Genomic DNA, 20,212 nt, shown 5'->3' with positions numbered 1-20,212 from the left:
CTATGTCAAAATATAAAATTTTAGATAAGATAAACACTCCAAAAGATCTAAAGCATATTCCTGAAAGTCAGCTTAAGGAATTATCATCAGAGCTAAGAAGTTTCTTGGTTGATACTCTTGATGTTAGTGGAGGACATTTTGCTAGTAGTCTTGGAGCTACTGAGCTAACAGTGGCTTTGCATTATGTTTATAATACACCACATGATAATATCGTTTGGGATGTTGGACATCAAACTTATATTCATAAAATTCTTACAGGAAGAAAAGATCAGTTAGTAACCATCAAAAAAGATGGTGGTATATCTGGTTTTCCAAAACGTAGTGAGAGTGAGTATGATACTTTTGGTGTAGGGCACTCTAGTACTTCTATTAGTGCGGCTATTGGTATGGCAATAGGTGATAGATTAAAAGGTAAACCATCTAACACTGTAGCTGTGATTGGTGATGGAGCTATTACAGGTGGTATGGCATTTGAAGCCCTAAATCATGCTGGTGGTATAAAAGAAGATGTATTAGTAGTTCTAAATGATAATGAAATGTCCATTTCTGATAATGTAGGTGGACTTTCTGCACATTTTAGTAAAATTATTTCAGGTGGTTTTTACAATAGTATTCGTGAAAAAGGTAAGGAAGTTCTAAAAAATATTCCTCCGATGTTTGAATTTGTCAAAAAAATTGAAACTCAAACAAAAGGAATGTTTGTTCCGGCAAACTTTTTTGAAGATTTAGGCTTTTATTATGTTGGACCTATAGATGGTCATGATGTTAATGAGCTAGTAAAAACTTTAAGAATTTTAAAAGACCATAAAGGACCTAAGTTATTACATATTATAACAAAAAAAGGTAAAGGCTATACTAAAGCTGAATCAGATCCTATTAAGTTTCATCATGTAGCACCAAGCTTTCATACTGGAGAGAGTAGTTCTAAAGCTTCAAAACCTACATATTCAAATATTTTTGGTAATTGGATTTGTCAAAAAGCAGCTCAAGATGAGCGTTTAGTAGGTGTTACTCCTGCAATGAGAGAAGGTTCTGATCTAATAAGATTCTCTCAAGAATATCCAAATAGATATTTTGATGTCGCTATAGCAGAGCAGCATGCTGTGACATTTGCTGGAGGTTTAGCTTGTCAAGGACTAAAACCAGTTGTAGCTATTTACTCTACATTTTTACAAAGAGCTTATGACCAGGTTATTCATGATATTGCTATACAGGGTTTAGATGTTTTATATGCAGTTGATAGGGCTGGTTTAGTTGGTGCCGATGGTGCAACACACGATGGTAGTTTTGATTTATCATTTATGCGCTGTATTCCAAATCATGTGATAATGACACCAAGTGATGAAAATGAAGCTCATCATATGCTTGATTTAGGTTATGAGTATAATGGACCAGCGATGGTGCGTTATCCACGAGGAGCTGGTATAGGTGCCAAAATCACAGATAAACTAGATTTAGAGTTGGGTAAATCAAAATTAGTAAGAGAAGGCTCTAAAATAGCTATATTAAATTTTGGAACTTTACTTCCAGTTGCTAAGCAAATTGCAGATAAGTATAATGCTACAGTTATAGATATGCGCTTTGTAAAACCTTTAGATGAAAAAGCTATAGATGACGTTTGTAAGTCACATAAAATAATCTTAACTTTAGAAGAGAATTCTATTGCAGGTGGAGCTGGATCTGCTGTTAATGAATATCTAGTAGCTAATGATTTGCATAAAGATCTAATTATAAGAAATTTTGGCCTTCAAGACCAATTTTTAAATCATGGAACAAAAGATTTACTATTAGATCAAAGTAATCTTTCTTTTGAGAAAATATCTAGAGAACTTGATAGTATTCTTAAATAATTAATTCAAAAGTCATATATATGTCTTATACTTATAATTAAAGCTATTTTAGTATAAGTGTGTAAATGAGAAAAATAATTATAGTTATTGTTGCTTGTATTATAATTTATCTAATTTATTATATCTTTTTTGCTACTAGTTATAATAATTGGCATATTATTAATAGCAATCCAAAAGGCAAAACTATAGTTGCTTTTGGAGATAGTCTAACAGCAGGTTATAGAGTCGATAAAAAAGATAACTATCCATCACAACTGTCTAGAATGATTAATAAGCCTATAATAAATATGGGAATATCTGGTGAAACAACTCAACAGGCTTTAGAGAGAATTAATAGTGTAGTAGCCAAAGATCCTAAAATTGTTCTTATAACTTTAGGTGGTAATGATCTTAAAAAAAGAGTTCCTGCTGGAGAGGCTTTTGATAACCTTAAGCAAATAGTCGATATTTTACAAGCAAATGGGGCACTTGTTGTTATAGGAGGGTTAGATATTCCATACTATACTAATGATTATGCCAATGATTATATTAAATTTGCTAAAGATAATGGTTGTTTGCTTGTTCCTAATGTTTTAGATGGATTGTTTGGTAATAAAGAATTAATGGTTGATACAGTTCATCCTAATGCAAAAGGGTATACAATTGTAGCCAAGGAATTTTATAATGTGATAAAAGATTATGTTAGTAGATAATATATTATGAAGGGAAACGAGTAATATTTCCTATTCCTTCTTTTTGATATACATGAGAAACATCTATACCTAATTCTCTTCTAATAAATGGCAATGAGAAATAGCCTCGAATATATTTTTCACCATTCTCATCTTTATCATAAACTACTATATGATGATATGCAGAGTGAATTAGTGTATTTAGTATATGCCCAATCTTAGCTCCCTTGATGATTGAGTAGGATACTACATTTACTTGTGAGATATGTAGTTTTGCATCATCAGCTGTTAGATCAGCAGGCTTAACTCCAGCATCTCTAGCTCTTTCTTGTAAAGCTTGACCTTCAATATAATGTAAAGCAATAGTTCCTGTGACTTTACCAGAAGCACTAGTTACTAAGGTAAAGTCCTTATGATTATCAATTAGTTTAGCTTTTACATCTTTTAGGTGAGTGTCTCCTCGTACAACTAAAGCTTTGTGTTTTTTGTAGTCTCTAAAAACTTCTAAAGCTGGACTGTCTAAATATAATAATTGATTTACATCATCATTAAGATATTCAACAGATTTAGCATCGTTAAAGTGAGAAAGTTCAATTTGTTTAAATTCTTTTAGATCCACTAGTTTCTCCTAGTATAAAGGTATGGAATAATAATTTAAATTTTAGACAAAATATTTGTCTTTTTCAAAGCTTATCAGCTATTATTTACTCAAGATAATATTTTAGTTGATATAGCATGGCAAACTATTTAGTTACTGGAGGGTCAAATGGAATTGGAAAGGCTCTTATTGATATACTAAAACAAGATGAAAATAATCATATTTTTAATGTTGATCTTGCTGAACCGCATGATAAAAGTAGTTCTAAATTTATCAAAGCTGATTTAACTAAAGAGCAAGATATCCAAGAAGTTGTATCTAGTGTTAAGAATATTTCATTTGATGGTATTTTTCTAAATGCAGGAGTATTAATCAAAGGGTCAATTTTTGATATTGATATAGAAAGTATCAGAAAAGTGTTTGATGTGAATGTTTGGTCTAATATCTATTTAATCAAAGGTTTAAAAGAAAATATCCGTCAGGGTGCTTCTATTGTGTTTAATGGTTCTGATCAGTGTTTTGTTGCTAAATCAAATAGTTTTGCTTATACAACAAGTAAAGGTGCTATAGCTCAGATGACAAAGTCATTAGCCATTGATTTAGCTAAATATAATATCCGTGTAAATGCAGTATGCCCTGGAACTGTAGATACAGATTTTTATAGAAATCTTATACAAAAATATGCTCAAAACTCAGGAATATCATTTGAACAAGCTCATAAAGGTGAAGAGAGCGAGTTCCCTTTACAGAGAATTGCACAACCACAAGAAGTAGCAAATTTAGTGTATTTTTTACTTAGTGATAAAAGTAAATTTATGACTGGAGGCTTGATTCCTATAGATGGTGGTTATACAGCTCAATAGTTTTACGATAAAATATATAACAGTGTTATACTTTTAGTGTAAGTACCTATAATTTATAGATTAAGATATGATTGAAACAGATAGAATAATTTCAGCAAATACTGTTCAGAGTAATGATGAAAATGTTATAGATAGAGCTATTAGGCCAAAGACTTTATCTGAGTATGAGGGTCAACCGACAGTTCGAGAGCAGATGGAAATATTTATCGAAGCTGCAAAATCTCGTAATGATGCGCTTGATCATACACTTATATTTGGTCCTCCAGGTTTAGGTAAGACAACTTTATCAAATATTATAGCTAATGAAATGGGTGTTGAGCTTAAACAAACAAGTGGCCCAGTATTAGAGAAAGCGGGCGATCTAGCAGCACTTTTAACAAATCTTGAAGAAAATGATGTTTTATTTATTGATGAGATTCATCGCTTAAGCCCAGTTGTTGAAGAGATTTTATATCCTGCAATGGAAGATTATCAGCTTGATATAATGATTGGTGAGGGTCCTGCTGCTAGATCAATAAAGATCGATCTACCACCATTTACATTAGTAGGAGCTACTACAAGAGCAGGATTACTCACATCACCTCTTAGAGATAGATTCGGTATTATTCAGCGTTTAGAGTTTTACTCGGTTGAAGATTTAGCAAAGATTGTTTATCGCTCAGCTAAGTTACTTGAGCTAGATATAACTGAAGATGGGGCACAAGAGATAGCCAAACGCTCGAGAGGAACTCCTAGAATAGCTAATAGACTATTGCGTCGAGTTAGAGATTACGCTCAAGTAAAAGGCTCTGGTGAAATAAATTATGAAACAGCTGACAAAGCTTTAACAATGTTAAAAGTGGATCCTGTGGGCTTTGATCATATGGATCATAGATACTTACTAACACTTATTGAGAAATTTGCTGGAGGTCCTGTTGGACTAGATACTATAGCTGCTGCATTAAGTGAAGAAAAAGGTACAATTGAGGATGTTATTGAGCCTTACTTGATTCAACAAGGTTATATAATGCGTACAGCAAGAGGTAGAATAGCTACTTTAATTGCATATAATCATTTTAAGTTAAAAATCCCAGAAAATTTAAGTTCAGATAAACAACAGAATTTATTGATTTAGTTCATCATCTTGGTATATAAGAATATCTCCTGGTTGACAGTCGAGATATTTACAAATAGCCTCTAATGTAGAAAACCTAACTGCTTTAGCTTTTTGATTTTTGAGTATAGAAAAGTTTTGTTCGGTAATTCCAATAGCTTGAGCTAATTCTTTTGATCTAACTTTCTTATCTGCCATAATAGCTGCTAAATTAATTTTTATAGCCATATTTAAAGTTATACCTTTTAGATTGTTAGTTCATTTTCTTCAGAGATTTCTTTGGCTTTTTGCATTATATATGCAATTATTATAACTCCACCACCAATTACAAGGTGATATATATCATCTGTATTAATTCCAAAGTATATCTGACGATCACTTGTATTATAAGTATAAATAATAGCTTCTATTGGTGTTAAGATCAGACAAGTTATAACCCAGCAAATTATACTCCATCCTAATTTTTTATATAAAGAAATAGTTTTTGATGAGAATATTTCTAGTTTTGTGTATTGATTAAAAAGGTTTATTAAAATAAGTATTATATATAGCACAAAAGCAAACGGTATCAGATCTATTAGAAATAACAAGAATTTACTAATAAAAACGATCTTTTCTGAAAAGTATTCGGTTGTCATATATATCGTAGTGTTATTAAAACTAAATTTATATTCACCATATAATGAATACCATATTTCAGCTACGATTTGAAAGATTAAAATAATGAATAAGATCCATTTAAATAATCTACTGATTTTTTGTATTTTTTCCATTTTTATTCTCCTTGGGCAAAGGTTATTATTAAAGTTTATCTTCTGTTTAAATTTAATATTTATTTAATTTTATTCGTAATATATATTAAAAAATATTGTTATTCAATAATAAATTATTGTTAAACAGTAAGTTTTTGTATTATTATAGAGAATGAAACAATAAATTAAGATCATAAAGGATATAAAATATGAGGCTTTTAATTATTATCATTCTCTGCTTTTTTATAAACACTTTACAGGCAGAAGATTTAGGAAATTATCTGATACGAAAATATGACTATCAAAAACTAAGCTTACTTGATAATTATAAAAATTTTCCTGCTCCGTATTTAATAGGAAAGATTAATAATAACAAAGCTTATATTTTGTTTGATACAGGCTCTAATGGGATAAGTATTTTTAATAGCGCTGTTAAACAGCTTAAGCTTAAAGAAGGCAATAGTTTAAATCATTCAAAGAATATGGCAGGTCAAACAAGTATTAATCATAATGTGATTTTGAAGCGAATAAAAATTGGTAATATTATTTTAAAAAATGTCAAAGCTGGGATAACTAACCAGCCTAAAAAAAAGCAATATCCGACTATTGTTATAGGGACTAATTTTTTAAATAAATACAATGCTATATTAAACTTCTCTAATAATAGTATATATCTAAGTACTAGGCAGATAACACCTAAAAATCATTATCTAATTAGTCAGAAATTACAAGCTAATAATTATTTATTAATTAATCTAACAAAACTACTTTCACAACATCAGATTATACCAATAGCATTTAATAAAAATTCTCCAGTGAATTGTTTGCTTGATACAGGGACTTCAGATCTTACAGTATCGGATGAATATAGTAAGAGTATTGGTTTAAAAACTACCTCTAAAGAGACAATTAAGGCAACAGATGGAACGCTTACAGTTGCTGATACTAGTATTGCTAGTCTTACACTTAATCCTTTAAACACATTTTATCAAAAGAGATTACAGTTATTTAATCTTAAGGCAACTTCAGCAAATATAGAATCTTTAAGTAAATTCCTAGGAGTGGTTTGTATTTTGGGATTTAAGGAGTTAAAAGAAACTAAGTCAATTTATGACTTTTCAGCAGCAAGGCTCTATATTCAAAGTGATTTATGATTTATTTTTCACTAAATACTTTTTTATAAAAAAGTAAAATTATCAGTGCTGCTAAAACTTTAGCAAGACAAGGCAATATACAGTAAATTAATCTTAGAATAGTATCAAGATTTGCAGGAGTTGAATAGCTAATAATAGGAAAGGTAATAATAGTAGCTATGGCAAAGCTAAATTTACCTATAAAAGCTAAAATTGCATAGTAACCATTTCCAAGATCCCTACGTTCAGGATAGCTATCTATCCATTTAGCTAATAATATACTTGGCAGTATTAATTCTGCTGCTAATCCAGCTCCTGCAAATAGGCAAATTAGTGTAAAAGCTATAAATTGCCCCGCAGATAAAATAAATACAAATGAAAAAACTAAAGCGTAAAGTATCAATACCATAGCCCAAATTTTTAAGATACCAAATTCTAAGGCTAGTTTTTTTATAATAGGAATAAATATAATAGCTCCTAAAAAATATGTAAAAAGATATACACCAGTAAAATCAGGAGTCTCTAAAACATATTTACTAAAAAAAACTAATGTAACAGCAGGCAGAGTAGAACCTACAGCACTTATTGTATATACAATGAACAATAAGACACCTTGCTTATCAAAATGGCTGATGTAGTTTTTTATATTAAAACTATATATTTTCTGTGTGTTATTATCCGTTAGGCTAGCTTTGTCTAACCATTTGAAGAAAAATATACTAGAGATAATTATCAAAATAATTGAGACAATTGCATAGAGAAAATAGCCACGTTGACTTGGTAGATAGATCAAAAATATTGACAATAATACTGATGCTGTCAAAACACCAATGATATTTGAGATTTCTCTAGCACCAATTATTATTGATTTACTATTATCATCCTTTAACCATAATGCACCTTTTGTAATAGAGAATATTGTTATATAGCTAAAAGCAAATGTCGATAAGAATATACCTATTGTGAGGTTCAATATTTTATTAGAAAATACAGGTACACACATAATATACACACCGATTATAAATGCCAGTATAACTACAACTAGGCTTATCTTACTTAGTTTATGAAATCTATCACAATACCAACCAATAAATGGATCTAGTACTGCGTCTAAACATCTAAGTATAAATAGAACAATGCTTAGTAATGTTAGATTTATAGCATAATTTGTATGGTAATAATCAGGTAAAAAGATATATATAGGAATACTAGCAAATGCTACGGGTAGGGCAATAAAAGCGTAATTAAAGATATCTTTTTTTTTCAATGACATAATTAATATCAAAATGCTTTGGTATTAATTAGGATAACATTATTAGAAATACTTATAGATTAAATGTTTGTAAGGTAAAGAGATACTACCAATTTATTTTTTTCTTAGGAACCCACTTGTCTAGTAGGGCTGTATATTTTTTCTCTAAAACTTCTTTAGGTGGTAGTTCAGGTAATTTTGAATACAAGTCAGCTTTCTGGAAAGCTTTTAATAAAGGTAGTAATAACCAATCTTTCTCACTAGCAAGCTCTTGATATGCTAATCCACCTGTTTGTGGTGTATGCCAAGGATAGAAAGAATGGTAGCGAAGAAGGTATAAACCTTCATAAGGTATATCACTACCTTGTTCAAAAACTTTATAAATATATTCATCATGGCCAAAACTCATATCAACATCATCAAAGCCACATCCTTTTTCATATTTTCCATAATGAGTTTCTGATTGTGAATTATATTTTTCATAATCTTTAGATTCTTTTACAAACTCTCTATGAGAAAAAACATTTGCATTAGCAAAAGGACAAGCAACTGGATATGTGTCTCCAACAGTTGACCATTGTGGTAATTGACCATACTCAGGTAATGTCATGATCTTACCTAAATCATGTACAAAACCAACTAATGGAAACCATGACCAATCTTTTATATGGCTATATAAATTGCTTAAACTTTGTTTCTCTGTATAGAAATCTTGCCAAACTTTAGGAAGACTTTGCCATTCATGATCTCTAAATAATGATCTAATTAAAGCGTTATCTCTAATTTCAGTGTCATTTTTCAAAAACTTATTTTGGCAAGCTTCAGCTGTTTGATATGCATGTTCAATTTGCGGTAGATCATTGTCAGGATCACTCTCATCATGAACATTTTCAAGAAGTTTAAATACTTCATAAACATCCATATTACCTAATTCAAGTTTAAAGTACTTCTCCTTCATTTGAGCAACATAATCAGGATTTTGATTAATATGCATTTCTCGATAAGTTCTTTCTACGCGGTCTTGGAACTTACTATCTGTATAATTACGAAATTCTCCAAAAGTATTCTCTGCTGCTTGAGACATTGTATTTCTCCTTAAAAATTAATTTGTAAATTTATAATCATCTTTACCTAAATATCTTGTTGGCACACCTTGATTAAGATTATTCTCAATAGTTTCAAGGTGTACACCTTTAGTTTCAGGAACAAAGAAATATGTAACAATAAAGGCTAAAGCTGCGATACAAGCATATATTCCAAAGGTAAATGATATTCCTAGGCTTGTTAATATAGTTAGGAAAGTTGCTGCAACAACAAAATTAGCTAACCATTGAATTGATGCAACAAAACTCATAGCAGAAGCTCTTACATTTAAAGGGAAAATCTCTGAGATAATTAGCCAGAAAAGAGATCCGACACTTATACAGTAACCTACTATATATATTAATAGGCATATCAAAGCTAGTATTGCAGTAGCTCCATTTGTAACATTATGTAGTAGATAAATCATACTAAATAAGCTCAATGCTGCCATAGCAGATCCAATTAGTAAGAACTTTCTTCTACCTAGTCTATCTATATATATAATTGTAACGATTGTAGCAATGAAGTTTACGAGACCTAAAGATAGCGTCATTAGCATCTTCATTTCATTACCCTGAAAACCTATATTTGACATGATATATGGTCCGTAATACATAACGGTATTTATGCCAAAGAACTGTTGAAATATACCAAGTGCTAAACCTATATAAAGAACAGGGCGAACAGTTTTATTAAATATAGCCGAGAATTTAAGTCGACTAGAATTTTCTAAATTATTTTTAATAGCAGATAACTCTTCAGAAACATCATGTTCAGTCTCACGGATTTTAGTCAAAGTTTCATAAGCTTCATTTTTTTTACCTTTAGAAAATAGCCACTTAGGCGAATATGGCATAAAACACATGCCTATGAAAAGTAAAATAGCTGGAATTAATCCTGTAGCAACCATAGCACGCCAGCTACCACTACTTGTGAAATAATAATCAACTAGAAAAGCAATAACTTGCCCACCAGTAAGAAAAGCACCATTCCAAAGTACTAAAGATCCTCTTTTAGAAGCAGGAGCAACTTCTGCAATAAATAAAGGTGCAGCAAATGAAGCAATACCTATAGCAGCTCCTAAGATAAATCTACCAAATATTAGAGTTTCTATATTTGGTGCCAACGCAGCTATTAAAGTACCAATTACAAAAAGTAGGCTTGTAGCAATCATTGCTTTCTTACGACCAAACTTATCAGTAAAATAACCACTTGTAAGAGCGCCAAAGAATGCCCCTAAGACACAGAAACTAACGACTAGCTCTAACTGCCAGTGTTCAGCTGAAAATTCTTTTTGGACAAATGGTGTTGCTCCGGCAATAATAGATGTATCAAAACCAAATAGTAAGCCACCAATTGCTGCTACAGCAACTATTATAATTACATATAACTTAGCTGATTTTTGTTGAGGTTGCATTTTATTATTTCTCCCTAATATTCATATTAAATATTTTAATAGATTGGGTATAAGTCAAGTCATAAGCTATATCTAAGGCATCTTGCTTAGATATCCTACCTAAAAGTACCATCTCAGCTAGATACACAGCATCAACACGTCGAGCTATATCATGTCTAACAGGGATAGATAATAGGGCACGAGTATCATCTATAAAACCTGAACAATTATAAAAACCAGCAGTTTCTGTTACAGCGTGACGGAATCTTTTCATCCCTTCAGCTGAATCATTAAACCACCATGGAGGACCTAAGAAAACACTAGGATAATGCCCAGCTAGAGGTGCTAGCTCGCGTGAGTATGTTGACTCATCCATTGTAAATAAAACTGTTTTAAAATTACGGTTATTTCCTACTTTATTTAGAAGAGGATATAAACCATTTACATAATCACATTTAAGAGGTATATCACAACCTTTATCATTACCGAATTTTCTTTGGATTCTTGTATTATGGTTTCTAAAAACACCAGCATGGATTTGCATAACAAGTCCATCATCTGTAGCCATTTTTGCCATTTCTGTAAGCATTTGCCCACTAAAAATCTGTTTTTCTTTAGCTGAAGCCGTATTAGATACAATTTTTTTAAATAAATTACGACGTTCGGTCTTATCTAAGTCATAAGTATTTGGCACTGTAACTCCATGATCTGAAGCTGTGGCACCATTAGCTTTAAAAAATTCACGTCTTTCTGCTAGGACTCTAATAAAGTCATCATATGAATCAATTTTTGTATTAAGTTTTTTAGATAGTTTTTTGATATTTTTATGAACAGGGTGTAACTCAGGGTTTGTAACACTATCAGGACGAAATGTGGGGATTATTTGACAGTCAAAATCAGAGTTAGCAATATTTCGGTGATGTGTTAAATCGTCAGCTACATCATCAGTAGTTGCGATAGCTTTTATGTTAAATCTATTACATATTTTACGAGGAAGAAACTCTTTCTGTTTTAAGCAGTTATCAATATGCTGATATAATTCATCAGCAGTTTCAGGTGTAAAAGGTTTGTTATAGTTAAATACGGTTTTTAATTGAGCATCAAACCATAGACCAACCTGTGTACCTCTAAATAAATACCAGTTTTGGGCAACTTTTTGCCATATCTCTTTAGGGTCTGTTTCAACTGCTTTGCCATCTTTTCGTGAAATACCAAAATCTTCTAATCTTAGCCCTTGAGAGTAAAACATTCTAAAAATGTAATGATCAGGTTTTATAAGTAACTCAACAGGATTTTCAAAGGGTTTATTTTCATCAAACCATGCAGGATCGGTATGTCCATGAGGGCTGATTATTGGTAGATTTTTGATATGATGATAAATCTCAAGAGCTAAATCTCTTGTTTGTTTATCAATAGGCATTAACACGTTATCGCTCAACATATATTCTCTCCTTTTATATTAACGATGAACTTCCTATCGCAATAACATTCTCCAGATCTAGATATTCCTGTTGGTTTTGAGAATTAACTCCTCCAGTAGCACAGAATTTTACATCAGCAAATACGAACTTATAGTTTTTTAAAACCTTTACTCCACCAAATGCTTCAGCTGGAAAAAATTTAACAGTCTTAAAACCATAGCTCATAGCAGTCATAATTTCAAAAGGAGTTATAGCACCTGGTAAATATTTAAGGTTGTGTTCACGAGCAAAGTCTAGTAAATCATGACTACTACCAGGAGAAACATAGAAATCAGCTTCAAGATACATAGCCTTTCTGAATTGTTCAAAAGTCGTTATAGTTCCTACACCAATAATTAAATCATGATTAGATCTAATGACTTGTCTAATAACATCAAAAGAGTTTGGAGTTCTTAATGTAAACTCAACTATATTAAGACCTTTTTCTTTAACTTTTTTGATTATATCATTTGCCTCTTCAAGAGTATCTGCCGAAACTACAGGAATTAGGGGGTTTTCTTTAAGTAATTTAGCTATTGGCATTTGTTAGCTCCTTTAACTTATTTATATATTTATCAGTATGCTTTTTATCAATTATAGCGCCATGATGCTGAATAATTTCAGCAGCGAAGTTTTGAGCAAATTTAATACTTGTTTCCAAGTCTAATTTGTTTGCAAAAGCTACTAAGAAAGCAGCATTAAAACTATCTCCAGCCGCTGTTGTATCTATAGGTGAAACAATCGTACTAGCCTCGATCAGATTGATTTGATCTTGATATTGTAAGACAGTGGGGTTTGTACCATGCTTTATAATAACTATTGGAATATTGAAGTTATTATACCTATCAAGAGTTTGCTGATAGTTAAGATCATCAAAAAGAAGCTCTTCATCATCAAAAGTCGTTAAAATTACAGTTACATATTTTAAAACCTTATGTAAATAAGCTTTTGTTTGCTCTTTTGATTGCCAGCACTTCGGACGATAATTTAAATCAAAAATAATCTCTTTATCTTCACCAGAGGACTTAAAATCTTTTAACCAGTTTACAAATATTTCTAACTGTTTATCATCCCATCTAGAAAGTGAAATACCAGAAAAATATAGATATTTATATTCTTTAGTATATTGCTTTAGATCTTCTACTGATAGATAGTTAAAGATTTCCTTAATAGGAGCTTGCTCGCGCCAGTAATAAAAACTTCTTTCTCCTTGCTTATCTGTTTGAATAGCGTATAAACCAGGGACTTTGTCTTTAATTTTTAAAACTTTTGAAGTATCAATATTTTCAGTATCCCAATGAGATATCATTTGAGCTGAAAAGTTATCGTCACCAAGAGCTGTAAGAAAAGATACATCTCCACTAAGCCTTGCAAAGTACAACGCAGTATTTAAAACATCTCCACCAAAGTTTAGTTTAGCCTGAGAGCCTAGCTCGATTTGACCACTAAGCTCAAGCATACACTCACCAATAGCTAAAAGTTTATTTTGACTCATTTTCTAATTCTCTTTTAACAGCATATGCAACACCACGAACTTCAGCAAGACCTTTCATACGTCCAATGCATGAATATCCTGGGTTAGTTTTTTTGTCTAAGTCTGAAAGCATTTGTTGTCCATGATCAGGACGCATATATATTGGTTGTGAATCTTTCTCAATCTTTAGTATCTCTTTGATAAGAGCATACATATCTGTATTGCCACATAAATGCTCAGCTTCATAAAAACTGCGATTATCAGGATTAAGCGCAACATTTCTTAAATGAGTAAAGTATATTCTTCTGCCAATTTTTTTAGCCATAAGAGGTAGGTCATTATCCCATCTAGAACCTAGTGATCCAGCACAGAATGTTATTCCATTAGCCATAGATGGGATATTCTCAAATAGCCAATCATAGTCCTTTATAGTACTAATAATTCTCGGTAAGCCAAATAGCTCAAAAGGAGGATCGTCAGGATGTATAGCAAGTTTAGCACCAACTTCCTCAGCTACAGGAATTACTTTTTTAAGAAAATAGATTAGATTTTCACGTAATCTTTCTTGATTAACATCTTTATATTCATCAAGGGCAGCTTGGAATTGCTCTAATGAAAAACTCTCTTCAGCACCAGGTAGACCTGCAATTATATTAGCAGTAAGTTTTTCTATTTCATCATTAGACATATTATTAAAATATTCTTTTGCTTGAGAGATGATATCAGCTTTATAATCGTTCTCAGCATTTTCTCTTTTTAGAATATGGATATCAAAAGCTGCGAATGCAACCTCGTCGAAAGATAATGTTTTTGCACCTTTAGATGTTTGCTTACCTAAGTCTGTGCGAGTCCAGTCAAGTACTGGCATAAAGTTATAGATAATTAGTTTAATACCACATTTTGCTAAGTTACGAATACTTTGACAGTAATTATCTATGTATTCATCACGAGTGGATTTACCTTTTTTGATATCTTCATGAACTGGTATACTTTCAACAACAGACCAAGTTAGGTTTGTTTTCCCTAACTTGGTAGAGTTTTCAACCTCATGTTGCCTTTTTTGAATTTCATCTATAGACCATACTTTACCATTAGGAATATGGTGAAGAGCAGTTACAATATCAGTAACTCCAGTTTGCATAATATCTTCAATACATACAGGATCATTTGGCCCAAACCAACGCCATGATTCTATCATTTTATTCTCCTAATTTAGCTAGAGTTTTAGTGACACTATTTTTATTGATTTGCTCAATAAAAAATATTATTTTTTCATGTAAGTTTTTATCTGTAGCAATCTTATCTGGAAATATACTTTTTAGTGATAAGAAGCTGTTAACTATATCTTTATATTGATTATTGTCTTGATATATGGATTTGTAAGTATCTTGTAATGGATCGCTAATTTGTAGATCTTTACCATGCTGATCTTTTCCACTACAGAATAATATCCATCCAGCTATACCAAGAGCTAAAATATCGTAATTTTGTTTGTTTTTTAAAAGGTGCTCTAAAGAGCCTAACCATCTTTGAGGGATCTTTTTAGAGCCATCCATAGCTATTTGCTCAGTTTTATGTTTTAGATGAGGGTTAGCAAATCTATGTAAAAGCTTATCAGCATATTCTGAAGTTGAGACTTCTTGAGGTAGACCTTCAACTAAAGGAGCAGCGATTTCTAACATATATTTTCTAATAAAGGTATAAAACTCAGGTTGGGATATAACTTCATCTACAGTTTTTAAACCTGCATATGCTCCAAGATAAGCAATCAAACTATGACTACCATTTAACATAGTTAGTTTTAATTTCTCAAATGGCTCGATATCTTTCACAAATTCAACCCCAACTTTTTCTAGAGCAGGTCGACCATTAGTAAAATCATCTTCAATCACCCATTGAGAGAACTCTTCAGTTGCTACTGCTGAGATATCTTTTTGGCCAATCATAGTTTCAATATTATCTAATGTTTGTTGTGTAACAGCAGGAACAATTCTATCAACCATAGAGCTAGGGAAGCTTACATTTTTAGATATCCATGAGCTCAACTCATTATCTAATTTGTTTGAAAACTCAAGAATAGCCTTTTTTAGGATCTTACCATTGTTTGGCATGTTATCACAACTTAGTAGAGTAATAGTCTCAGGGTTTTCTTGCCAGCGTTTATATAATCCAGCAACTGTAATCCCTATAGCAGTTTTGGGAGTTTTCATATTATCCAAATCATGAATAATATCTGGATTTTCAAAATCTAATTCTTGAGTTGATAAATCAACATAATAACCTTTTTCTGTTACTGTATAAGTGATTATCTTAATATTTGGATTTGAAATTTTAGCAATTAAATCTTGAGATTGGCCATTACCTGCAAAGTAGACATCTTTTAGAGCTCCTATTACAGTGTTTTTAGTTCCTGACTCATCATTAGTAGATAATGTATATAGGCAATCATTTGCTTTTAGATCATCTATTAGTTTTTGGTTAGTCCGAATAGTGCCACTTATATAGCCCCAGTTTAGGGCATCTTTATCGCCATTATTAAGTAGCTTATCAATATAAAATACTTGATGGGCTCTATGAAAAGCTCCTATACCAATATGTAATATTCCTTGCTTTAAATTATTACGCTCATATTTTGGTAAACTACAGTTGTGTAATTCTTGAAGATTAAGCATTATATTCTAAATCCTTATTCATATTAATTATTTCAGGTTGAGTAACTTTGAAGTTCTCGTGACCATTATATTTCCAACTAATATTCAGTTTAGCATTTTTATTTATCACTTTAATATATGTGATACCACTTTTATCATTCAGATATTCCATAGTCTCACCATCATCTAGATATATATGGTGATGTGTTGTTTCATCTTTTAAAGAAGGATAAACCTTATATGCTAAATCTTGCTTAAAGTGATTAAATTGAGCTTTTGATTTATTAACAACGATTATACTTCCTTCTTTGACGAATATAGGGATACTTTCTATATCGACGTTTAGACTAATAGTTTTACCACCTGGGTAAATTTCTCCAGTGTAGTAGTCATACCAGTTAGAGCCTTTAGGCAAATATATTTCACGAACTCTTTGGTGTTTTTCTAAAATATTTGCTATGAGCAGGTCACCAATCATAAAATCTGGGTTTTCTTGGAATGTTTTAATATCAGCTTCAAAATCATAGAATGTTGGTTTTATAATAGGTTTAGCATTTTTATGAGCTTGGTAGCAGAGTTGATAAATATATGGTATTAGTTCATTACGTAAATCAAAAGCTTTTTGTATAGTCTCTAAAGCTTCCGGATACATCCATGGAGTATTTACCGACTTATCGTCATTCCATGAGTGAATAGTGAATCTAGGGTAAAAAATACCATGTTGAATCCAACGTATTAGAAGTTCAGGTTCTGGAGCAGGACCACTAAATCCACCGATATCATGTCCAAAATTATAAATACCAGATAAAGATAAGCCTTTAGACATTTCTAAATTATATTTTAGAGTTTTCCATTCAGTATAGTTGTCACCAGTCCATGTTTGAGCATATCTTTGTAGTCCAGCGCATCCAGATCTTGTAATTAGGTAAGGGCGTTTATTAGGAGCAAAAGCTTTTTGAGCCTCAAAACTAGATTTAGTCATAAGAAGCGATTGAACTGGTTTAATATGTTTGATTTTTATCTCTTTACCAAAGCCGTAACATATAGCATCGCCATTATAGACTTCGTATTCATTATTATCATTCCAAGTAGACTCTATACCCTTTTCTAGAAGCTGTCTTGTAACGTTATCTTGCCACCAGTGAATAGTCTTTGGATTTGTAAAGTCTAGATAATAGCCTAACTCATCCCAGTATTGTACAAGCTCAGGTTTGGTATAGTACTTGTTATTAATAAAACCATTAAAACTAGCTACCTCATCTAATTTGGGGTGATCTTGGAGTAAGCATGGTTTAATGTTTGCACACAATCTAATGCCATTATTAAGATATTTTTGTGTAAAATCCTCTATATGAGGAAACTTTGAGTGGTTCCAATTAAAAACATATCTTTTATCACCAATAGAGGTATATCCCGAGCTTAACTGAAAAGAGCCGCATTGGATATTATATTTTTGGCAATCATTAATAAAGTTATCCATTTGAGATTGAGCGTCTGGAAGATCTGTATAAGTCATTGTAGAACCAGAATAATATAAGCTCCAGTAGGGTGGTAAGATGGTTTTACCAGTAATGGAACTAAAAGTTTCTGTAACATCAGCAATTTTATCACCGAGTATAAAATAGTAATCAAGGTCTCCAGCTTTTGCCTCATAGCTAATATATGGACCATGATAGTTATCAATCTCTTTACCAAAGTTAAAAGAACTATCACTTAAGTTATCATAAAAAATACCAAAAGATGTTTTAGCTATAGGATTGTGAGAGATGAAAAAAGGGATATGTTTATATAAAGGATCTGAGCATTCTGAATCATAACCCATAGGATCAATAGATTTCATCTCATAACGTTTTTTATCACGATTAAGAGAGCCAGTTTTTTCACCAAGACCAAAAAACATAGCATCAGAATCTTTCTTAATCGCGTGATAAGAACCTCTATCTGACCAGAAATCTAAGTTATATGCTTGAGTTTGTAGGTCTTGGGAAACTTTAACCCATTTGTCTAGATCTTTTTTGTACCAACTAATAATAAAACCATCTAAATCTATTTCACATTTTAGTTTGTTAGTTTGTATTGAAGCAAAAGTATCATCACCAAAAGCTTCAAATTCTGGACAACTAAAGCTAGATGTATCTAATCTATCAACTCCTTCAAAAGGTATGTCATCTTTTGTGATTGACCATGTTTTATCTAGAATTGGTTTTAAAGATTTAGTAAAGAGTACTCTAAAAATATTTTCTTCTAATACATAAACTCTTACAAAAATCTGTTTTTCTGGGAGCTCAAATAAAATATGATCGCCACGAGTGTCTTTAAGTTGAAATTTACAAATGTCTAACATAATTTAAAATCCTAAAATGCGTTGTTTCGGCCCCAAGTTTTTTTATGTGGCCAGCCAGTAAGTTCTTCTACGACGTTAATTGCTTCAACAGGAGCATCCTCTAAATCACCTCCATTTCTAAGTCGCTCTAGTTCACTAACTAATACCAAATGTTTTGCTTGAGTTAATCTAAATCTTGAACTTGCTATTGCCCCTATAATACAAAATAATATAGTTCCACCAATAAAACATATATTTATACCTAATAAGGCTGAACTAGATTGAACTGAAGCACCAGCTTTAAAGTTAAATATAGATAATGTAAAGCCCACAATTGCAAAGGCTAATGCTTGGATCAATTTACGAGATACAGTCATAGTACTTGCAAAAGTTCCTTCTCTTCTCTTTGTAGTTAAAGCCTCATCTATATCTGCAATAAAGTTATAAACATTCCACGGAGTAAAATAGCAACCAGCTCGAGCAAATCCTAATACAAATATAATTAAAACAAAAAGTATTAATGAAACAGTAGGGCTAAATATTGGAATAATTATAAAGCTAAACATACTTAAAATAAGACAACCAATAGAGACACGATAGCTCATAACACTACCAATTTTTATACATAAATAAGCAATTATTGGTACTGAGATTACTTGAATTATCGAAAAGCATGTATATACAATAGATGCTGAACTGACATCATAATGAAGAATAAATGTAAAATAATAAGCAAAACTTGCACCAAAAACATCTAGAGCTACAAATGCACCTATATACATTAAAAGATTAAGTCTAAAAGCTCTAACTCGAAGAGTTGAGAAAATATTAATAAAAATAAACTTAATTTCTTTGAATAACGAAGTATGTTCTTTTTTTGAAATTTCAATATCTCTTTCCCATGTGAATTTATATACAAAGATCCATGGCAACATAAATAAAAACGAACAGATAAGCCCCATAATTATAAAAGAAGTTTTTTCATTAGCAAAAAAGTACATAATTGCTGCAGGTAAAAAACCAGCTACAATATTTGAACTTTGTGAAAAAAGCATTCTAATCCCAGTCATTTTTGATCTAATATCATAGCTATCAGTCATCTCAGCTGCTAGAGTTTCATAAGGAACTTGAATCATTGAAAAAATAAAGTTAAATGCGATATATCCAACTAAGTAGTACCAAAAGCCAAATCCCGGTATCCATAATAAAGCAAATACCCAAACTAAAGGAGCACCTATGACAAAAAAGAACTTTCTTCTGCCGATAGGGCCACGCCAATTATCAGAAATATAACCCATAATTGGGTCAGCAAATACATCTAGACCTCTCCCTATGGCTACGATTAGCCCAGCCTCAGCAGCTGATAATCCAGCTATATTAGTATAAAAATACATTAACCATAAACCAAGAATAGTAAAGGCACCACCACCAAAGAAATCGCCTGAACCATAGGCAATCATATTAGGTAATCTTACTTGTTTATTTGACATTTGAAATATAAAAGCTAACAACACTGATAATTCAAATATAGAGTATTAAGTGATTTATTTAAATAAAAATAATAAAGTTTTGTACAAATCTATTACTATAAATGTTGTTCAAAAAATCTAAAA

Annotated in this window: 18 protein-coding genes; 5 read left to right on the top strand and 13 right to left on the bottom strand. The window is 31.4% G+C overall.

Annotated elements, in window-relative coordinates; genetic code table 11:
• The first annotated feature begins 2 nt into the window (after window positions 1-2).
• Both dxs and FIP56_RS05850 read left to right on the top strand, forming a co-directional pair.
• The gene (dxs, locus tag FIP56_RS05855; RefSeq protein ID WP_192578008.1) at window positions 3-1,850 is read left to right on the top strand and encodes a 1-deoxy-D-xylulose-5-phosphate synthase; all 1,848 of its coding nucleotides are present in this window, start codon (window positions 3-5) and stop codon (window positions 1,848-1,850) included.
• A 65-nt stretch (window positions 1,851-1,915) separates the two neighbouring features.
• Window positions 1,916-2,542, top strand: coding sequence for an arylesterase (locus FIP56_RS05850; protein ID WP_192578007.1), 627 nt, complete (start codon window positions 1,916-1,918; stop codon window positions 2,540-2,542).
• Between the two features lie 4 nt (window positions 2,543-2,546).
• Here FIP56_RS05850 and FIP56_RS05845 read toward each other — a convergent pair whose 3' ends face one another.
• Window positions 2,547-3,140, bottom strand: coding sequence for a hypothetical protein (locus FIP56_RS05845; RefSeq protein ID WP_192578006.1), 594 nt, complete (start codon window positions 3,138-3,140; stop codon window positions 2,547-2,549).
• A 116-nt stretch (window positions 3,141-3,256) separates the two neighbouring features.
• Here FIP56_RS05845 and FIP56_RS05840 point away from each other — a divergent pair, with 116 nt between their 5' ends.
• Both FIP56_RS05840 and ruvB read left to right on the top strand, forming a co-directional pair.
• Window positions 3,257-3,982 carry an SDR family oxidoreductase gene (locus tag FIP56_RS05840; protein WP_192578005.1) on the top strand — a complete coding sequence of 242 codons (726 nt, stop codon included), beginning with the start codon at window positions 3,257-3,259 and terminating at the stop codon, window positions 3,980-3,982.
• Window positions 3,983-4,049: 67 nt separating this feature from the next.
• Window positions 4,050-5,096: a Holliday junction branch migration DNA helicase RuvB gene (gene ruvB / locus FIP56_RS05835; protein WP_192578004.1), complete on the top strand. Its 1,047-nt coding sequence runs from the start codon at window positions 4,050-4,052 to the stop codon at window positions 5,094-5,096.
• Here ruvB and FIP56_RS05830 read toward each other — a convergent pair.
• Together FIP56_RS05830 and FIP56_RS05825 are read right to left on the bottom strand one after the other, a co-directional pair.
• Window positions 5,085-5,303 (bottom strand): helix-turn-helix transcriptional regulator, encoded by a 219-nt coding sequence (locus tag FIP56_RS05830; protein WP_192578003.1) that lies wholly within the window; start codon window positions 5,301-5,303, stop codon window positions 5,085-5,087. The two genes, ruvB and FIP56_RS05830, sit on opposite strands and share 12 nt — an antisense overlap.
• Before the next feature lie 17 nt (window positions 5,304-5,320).
• Window positions 5,321-5,848 (bottom strand): DUF2975 domain-containing protein, encoded by a 528-nt coding sequence (locus FIP56_RS05825; protein WP_192578002.1) that lies wholly within the window; start codon window positions 5,846-5,848, stop codon window positions 5,321-5,323.
• A gap of 188 nt (window positions 5,849-6,036) precedes the next feature.
• Here FIP56_RS05825 and FIP56_RS05820 point away from each other — a divergent pair, with 188 nt between their 5' ends.
• On the top strand, window positions 6,037-6,981 hold the full coding sequence (locus FIP56_RS05820) for an aspartyl protease family protein (RefSeq protein ID WP_192578001.1): 945 nt from the start codon (window positions 6,037-6,039) through the stop codon (window positions 6,979-6,981).
• Window position 6,982: 1 nt separating this feature from the next.
• Here FIP56_RS05820 and FIP56_RS05815 read toward each other — a convergent pair whose 3' ends face one another.
• The 10 genes from FIP56_RS05815 to FIP56_RS05770 all read right to left on the bottom strand — a co-directional run bounded on the left by FIP56_RS05815 (window position 6,983) and on the right by FIP56_RS05770 (window position 20,089).
• Complete coding sequence (locus tag FIP56_RS05815; RefSeq protein WP_192578000.1) at window positions 6,983-8,233, bottom strand: MFS transporter; 1,251 nt, start codon at window positions 8,231-8,233, stop codon at window positions 6,983-6,985.
• 85 nt (window positions 8,234-8,318) lie between these two features.
• Window positions 8,319-9,296 (bottom strand): inositol oxygenase family protein, encoded by a 978-nt coding sequence (locus tag FIP56_RS05810; protein ID WP_192577999.1) that lies wholly within the window; start codon window positions 9,294-9,296, stop codon window positions 8,319-8,321.
• Between the two features lie 18 nt (window positions 9,297-9,314).
• Window positions 9,315-10,712 carry a sugar porter family MFS transporter gene (locus tag FIP56_RS05805; RefSeq protein ID WP_192577998.1) on the bottom strand — a complete coding sequence of 466 codons (1,398 nt, stop codon included), beginning with the start codon at window positions 10,710-10,712 and terminating at the stop codon, window positions 9,315-9,317.
• Window positions 10,713-10,716: 4 nt separating this feature from the next.
• Window positions 10,717-12,132 carry a glucuronate isomerase gene (uxaC, locus tag FIP56_RS05800; protein WP_192577997.1) on the bottom strand — a complete coding sequence of 472 codons (1,416 nt, stop codon included), beginning with the start codon at window positions 12,130-12,132 and terminating at the stop codon, window positions 10,717-10,719.
• 13 nt (window positions 12,133-12,145) lie between these two features.
• Window positions 12,146-12,694 (bottom strand): bifunctional 4-hydroxy-2-oxoglutarate aldolase/2-dehydro-3-deoxy-phosphogluconate aldolase, encoded by a 549-nt coding sequence (gene eda, locus FIP56_RS05795; protein WP_192577996.1) that lies wholly within the window; start codon window positions 12,692-12,694, stop codon window positions 12,146-12,148.
• On the bottom strand, window positions 12,681-13,646 hold the full coding sequence (locus tag FIP56_RS05790) for a sugar kinase (protein ID WP_192577995.1): 966 nt from the start codon (window positions 13,644-13,646) through the stop codon (window positions 12,681-12,683). The genes eda and FIP56_RS05790 overlap by 14 nt, the downstream gene beginning before the upstream one ends.
• Window positions 13,633-14,823 carry a mannonate dehydratase gene (gene uxuA / locus FIP56_RS05785; RefSeq protein ID WP_192577994.1) on the bottom strand — a complete coding sequence of 397 codons (1,191 nt, stop codon included), beginning with the start codon at window positions 14,821-14,823 and terminating at the stop codon, window positions 13,633-13,635. The genes FIP56_RS05790 and uxuA overlap by 14 nt, the downstream gene beginning before the upstream one ends.
• A 1-nt stretch (window position 14,824) precedes the next feature.
• A complete protein-coding gene (locus FIP56_RS05780) occupies window positions 14,825-16,297 on the bottom strand; it encodes a mannitol dehydrogenase family protein (RefSeq protein ID WP_192577993.1) in 1,473 nt (490 codons plus the stop codon).
• Window positions 16,290-18,620: a TIM-barrel domain-containing protein gene (locus FIP56_RS05775; protein ID WP_192577992.1), complete on the bottom strand. Its 2,331-nt coding sequence runs from the start codon at window positions 18,618-18,620 to the stop codon at window positions 16,290-16,292. The genes FIP56_RS05780 and FIP56_RS05775 overlap by 8 nt, the downstream gene beginning before the upstream one ends.
• 11 nt (window positions 18,621-18,631) lie before the next feature.
• On the bottom strand, window positions 18,632-20,089 hold the full coding sequence (locus FIP56_RS05770; RefSeq protein WP_192577991.1) for an MFS transporter: 1,458 nt from the start codon (window positions 20,087-20,089) through the stop codon (window positions 18,632-18,634).
• Window positions 20,090-20,212 lie beyond the last annotated feature (123 nt).

The organism is Francisella sp. LA112445, assembly GCF_012224145.1.
Classification (GTDB): Bacteria; Pseudomonadota; Gammaproteobacteria; order Francisellales; family Francisellaceae; genus Francisella.
The sequence above is the reverse complement of the archived record's forward strand: the minus strand, read 5'-3'. Positions and strand labels throughout refer to the sequence as shown.